Origin of the sequence: Nocardia abscessus NBRC 100374 (genome assembly GCF_000308455.1) — a bacterium.
Lineage (GTDB): Bacteria > Actinomycetota > Actinomycetes > Mycobacteriales > Mycobacteriaceae > Nocardia > Nocardia abscessus.
Genome location: NZ_BAFP01000068.1, coordinates 1 through 4,963, shown reverse-complemented (window position 1 = coordinate 4,963; position 4,963 = coordinate 1). Strand labels below are relative to the sequence as shown.

Below are 4,963 nucleotides of genomic sequence, written 5' to 3'. Positions count from 1 at the left end.
TGGCCGATCCCCGGGCCCGCCAACAGGTTCGGGCGGTCTGGAACGTGCCGGAGCTGCCGGTCGGCGCAGGCCGTGACACGACGGCCATCCTGGAGGCGGCCTCCGGCCTCGGCGCGCTGGTCATCGGCGGCGTCGACGTGGCCGACCTGCCCGACCCGGCCGCGGCGCTGGCCGCCATCGACGCGGCCAGGTTCGTGGTGAGCCTGGAACTGCGGCGCAGCCCGGTCACCGAACGCGCCGACGTGGTGTTCCCGGTGGCCGCGGCCATGGAGAAATCCGGCACCTTCCGCACCTGGGAGGGCAGGCCGCGCCCGTTCGCCGCCGCGCTCGGCGACGACATGGTGCGCCGCCAGGCCGCGCCGCTGTCGGACCAGCGGGTGCTGCACGCCATCGCCGGTGAGATGTCGGTGCGCCTGAACCTGCCGGACGTCGAATCCGCCCGCGCCGAACTCGCCGAACTCGGCGCGTGGGACGGCGCGCCCGTTACCGCGCCCACGCACCGGCCGCATCCGCTGCCGCGCCCCGAACCGGGCACCGCGGTGCTCGCGAGCTGGCGGATGCTGCTGGACGAGGGCCGCATGCAGGACGGCGAACCGAATCTGGCGGGCATCGCCCGGCCCCCGGTGGTGCGCCTGTCGGCCGCCACCGCCGCCGAACTCGGCGCGCAACCCGACGATCCGGTCACCGTCGCCACCAGCCGCGGCGCCGTCACGCTTCCCCTGATGATCAGTGACCTGCCCGACCGCGTGGTGTGGCTGCCGCAGCACTCCCCCGGCTGCTCCATCGCCGAGCAGCTCGCCGTCCAGCCCGGCGCGATCGTGCACCTGCGGCACGCCGACGAGAGGATGAAGGAGCACCGCCATGAGTGATCTCGCCGCGCTCGTCACGGCGTCCGCGGTGACACCCGCCGCCTCGGCCGCCCCGTACACCCCGACCGGCTTCGGACACGACCCGCTGTGGCTCGTGATCGCCAAAGCCGTCGCCGTGTTCGTCTATCTGATGCTGATTCCACTCGTCGCGGTGCTCGCGGAGCGAAAGATCGTGGCCCGCATGCAAATGCGGATCGGCCCGAACCGCACCGGGCCGTTCGGCTCGCTGCAAAGCATCGCCGACGGCGTGAAGATGGCCCTCAAGGAGGACATCGTCCCGGCGATCGTGGACAAGCCGATCTACATTCTGGCCCCGGTCATCTCGGTGGTCCCCGCGTTCATGGCGTTCGCGGTGATCCCCTTCGGGCCGGAGGTGTCCGTCTTCGGTGTCACCACCCCGCTGCAGCTCACCGACCTTCCGGTGGCGGTGCTGTACATCCTCGCGATCACCTCCATCGGCGTCTACGGCATCGTGCTGGCCGGATGGTCCTCCGGCTCCACCTATCCGCTGCTGGGCGGGTTGCGCTCGACCGCGCAGGTCATCTCCTACGAGATCGCGATGGCACTGTGCTTCGCCACCGTCTTCCTGCTCGGCGGCACCATGGCCACCTCCGGGATCGTGTCCGCGCAGGAAGGCACCTGGTATGTGTTCCTGCTGCTGCCGTCGTTCCTGATCTATTGCGTCTCGATGGTGGGCGAGACCAACCGGGCGCCGTTCGACCTGCCCGAGGCCGAGGGCGAACTGGTCGGCGGCTTCCACACCGAGTACTCCTCGCTCAAGTTCGCCATGTTCATGCTGGCCGAGTACGTCAACATGGCCACGGTCTCCGCGCTGGCCACAACGCTGTTCCTCGGCGGCTGGCGGGCGCCGTGGCCGCTGAACATGTGGGACGGCGCGAACTCCGGGTGGTGGCCGGTGCTGTGGTTCACCGCCAAGGTCTGGACGTTCCTGTTCGTGTTCATCTGGCTGCGCGGCACGCTGCCCCGGCTGCGCTACGACCAGTTCATGAATCTCGGCTGGAAACTGCTGATCCCGACCTCGCTGGCCTGGGTCATGGTGGTGGCCGCGGCACGGGTGCTGCAAGCGGAGGGCTACCCGGTACAGACCCCGATCCTGGTGATCGGCGGCCTGGCGGTCACCGGGCTGCTGGTGCTGCGGTTCCTGCGGGCGGGCCGGGCGGCGGGCACACCGCCACCGGTCGAGGAGCCGGTGGTCGCGGACTCCGCCGATTCGACGGTGTTCCTCGGCTTCCCGGTGCCGCCACTGCCCGCCGACGCGCACGCCCGCGACGCCACCCGCGCCAAGGGCAGCCTGTTCGAGCCGCTGGCCGGATTCGCGGTCACCGCCGCGACCATGTTCAAGAAGCCGAACACCGAGTTCTATCCCGAGCAGAAAACGCCGACCGCGCCGCGCTACCACGGCAGGCACCAGCTCAACCGGCATCCCGACGGCTTGGAGAAGTGCATCGGCTGCGAACTGTGCGCGTGGGCCTGCCCCGCCGACGCGATCTACGTCGAAGGCGCCGACAACACCGAGACCGAACGCTATTCCCCCGGCGAACGATACGGCCAGGTCTACCAGATCAACTACCTGCGCTGCATCGGCTGTGGACTGTGCATCGAGGCCTGCCCCACCCGGGCGCTCACGATGACCAACGACTACGAGATGGCCGACGACAACCGGGCCGACCTGATCTACGAGAAGGACCGGTTGCTCGCCCCGCTGCAGCCCGGGATGACCGCACCGCCGCACGCCATGCATCCCGGCACCGACGAGGCGGACTACTACCTCGGACGGGTCCCCGGCGACGCACCGGCCACCAGCGGCGCCACGGCCACCGATGCGCCCCGGCAACCCGCCGGCGCCGGCGTGGAAGGAGCACCACGGTGACCGATTTGATCCTGGCCGCGGAGCCGTTGACCCGCGCCTCCACCGGTGAAGCCGTCCAGTTCTGGATCCTCGCCCCACTGGCCGTACTCGGCGCGCTCGGCATGGTGTTCGCCTCCAAGGCGGTGCACTCCGCACTGTGCCTGGCGGCCACCATGATCGCCCTGGCCGCGTTCTACATCGCCGAGGACGCGCTGTTCCTCGGCGTCGTGCAGATCGTGGTCTACACCGGCGCGGTGATGATGCTGTTCCTGTTCGTGCTGATGCTCGTCGGCGTCGACTCCGCGGAGTCACTGAAGGAAACCATCCGCGGCCAGCGCCTCGCCGCCGCCGCGGTCGGCCTCGGCTTCGGGCTGCTGCTCAGCGGCGGCATCGCCCACGGCGTCCGCGAATCCGGAATCACCTTCCCCGCGTCCGGATTCGCCGGCCGCGACGCGATCGGCGAACTGGCCGAGCTGATCTTCCTGCGCTACGTGTGGGCCTTCGAACTCACCGGCGCCCTGCTGATCACCGCCACTATCGGCGCCATGGTGCTGGCCCATCGCGAGCAGTTCGGGCCCCGCACCGACCAGCGCGAGCAGTCGCGCCGCCGGTTCCGCGAGAAGGGGCATCGCGCGACACCGCTGCCCACCCCCGGCGTCTACGCCAGGCACAACGCGGTGGACGTCCCCGCGCGGTTGCCCGACGGGTCGTTCGAGGAGCTGTCGGTCAGCACCATCCTGCGGCACCGCCGCACCAGGGCGCTGACCGAAGCGGCCGTCATCTCGGTCGGCACCACGCCCGCATCGGACGGGACCGACACCCCCAGCGACGAGGAAGGCAAGCGGTGAATCCCGAGAACTACCTGTTCCTGTCCGCCCTGCTGTTCACGATCGGCGCGGCCGGTGTGCTGCTGCGGCGCAACGCCATCGTGGTGTTCATGTGCATCGAGCTGATGCTCAACGCGGTGAACCTCGCGTTCGTCACCTTCGCCCGGATGCACGCCAACCTGGACGGGCAGGTGTTCGCGTTCTTCACGATGGTGGTCGCCGCGGCCGAGGTGGTCGTCGGCCTGGCCATCATCATGACCATCTTCCGCGCCCGCCGCTCGACCTCGGTCGACGACGCCAACCTGCTGAAGTTCTGACGTGGACACCGCAACGCTCTGGCTGCTGCCCGCCCTCCCCCTGGCGGGTGCGATCGTCCTGCTGCTGACCGGACGCTACGCCGACAAGTGGGGTCATCTGCTCGGCACCGCGACGGCGCTGGCCTCGTTCGGGGTCGCCGTGCTCGCTTTCACCGACATGCTCGGACGCGACACCGCCGACCGCGCGGTACACCAGGACCTGTTCAGCTGGGTTCCGGTGGCCGGCCTCCAGGTCGACTTCGCGCTGCAACTCGACCAGCTCTCGATGTGTTTCGCGCTGCTGATCACCGGCGTCGGCTCGCTGATCCACGTCTACTCGATCGGCTACATGAGCCACGACCCGGCGCGGCGGCGGTTCTTCGCCTACCTCAACCTGTTCCTCGCGGCCATGCTGCTGCTGGTCCTGGCGAACAACTACCTCGTGCTCTACCTCGGCTGGGAGGGCGTCGGCCTGGCTTCCTACCTGCTGATCGGGTTCTGGCACGAAAAGCCCTCCGCGGCGACGGCCGCCAAGAAGGCGTTCGTGGTGAACCGGGTCGGCGACATGGGCTTGGCGATCGCGATGATGGTCATGTTCGCGACGTTCGGATCGGTCGACTTCGCCGTCGTGTTCGGCGGCGCGCCCGCCGCGAGCGAGGGCACGCTCACCGCGATCGGCCTGTTGCTGCTGCTGGCCGCGTGCGGCAAGTCCGCACAGGTGCCGCTGCAATCCTGGCTCGGTGACGCCATGGAGGGCCCCACCCCGGTGTCGGCGCTCATCCACGCCGCCACCATGGTCACCGCCGGTGTGTACCTGATCGCGCGCTCCAACGCGATCTTCGACCTCGCCCCCGACGCCCGGCTCGGGGTGGTGCTGGTCGGCGCGGTCACCCTGCTGTTCGGCGCGATCATCGGCTGCGCCAAGGACGACATCAAGAAGGCACTGGCCGCCTCCACCATGAGCCAGATCGGCTACATGGTGCTGGCCGCCGGACTCGGCCCCGCCGGATACGCCTTCGCCATCATGCATCTGCTCACCCACGGGTTCTTCAAGGCCGGACTGTTCCTCGGCGCCGGTTCGGTGATGCACGCGATGAACGA

5 protein-coding genes are annotated in these 4,963 nt (G+C 69.6%); all 5 read left to right on the top strand.

From position 1 onward, the window contains the following. Window positions 1-869 (top strand): molybdopterin dinucleotide binding domain-containing protein (locus tag ON19_RS13500; protein ID WP_157229693.1); only part of this gene is annotated, 869 nt, incomplete at its 5' end. Continuing rightward, entirely contained in the window at window positions 862-2,760 is a 1,899-nt protein-coding gene (gene nuoH / locus ON19_RS13495; protein WP_083899348.1) for an NADH-quinone oxidoreductase subunit NuoH, read from the top strand. The genes ON19_RS13500 and nuoH, both read left to right, overlap by 8 nt. Beyond that, a complete protein-coding gene (locus tag ON19_RS13490; protein ID WP_043691037.1) occupies window positions 2,757-3,587 on the top strand; it encodes an NADH-quinone oxidoreductase subunit J in 831 nt (276 codons plus the stop codon). The genes nuoH and ON19_RS13490 overlap by 4 nt, the downstream gene beginning before the upstream one ends. Further along, window positions 3,584-3,883, top strand: coding sequence for an NADH-quinone oxidoreductase subunit NuoK (nuoK, locus tag ON19_RS13485; protein WP_036536861.1), 300 nt, complete (start codon window positions 3,584-3,586; stop codon window positions 3,881-3,883). Before ON19_RS13490 ends, nuoK begins: the two co-directional genes overlap by 4 nt. 1 nt (window position 3,884) lies before the next feature. Beyond that, window positions 3,885-4,963: NADH-quinone oxidoreductase subunit L (locus ON19_RS13480; RefSeq protein WP_043691023.1), on the top strand; the 1,079-nt coding region annotated here is incomplete at its 3' end.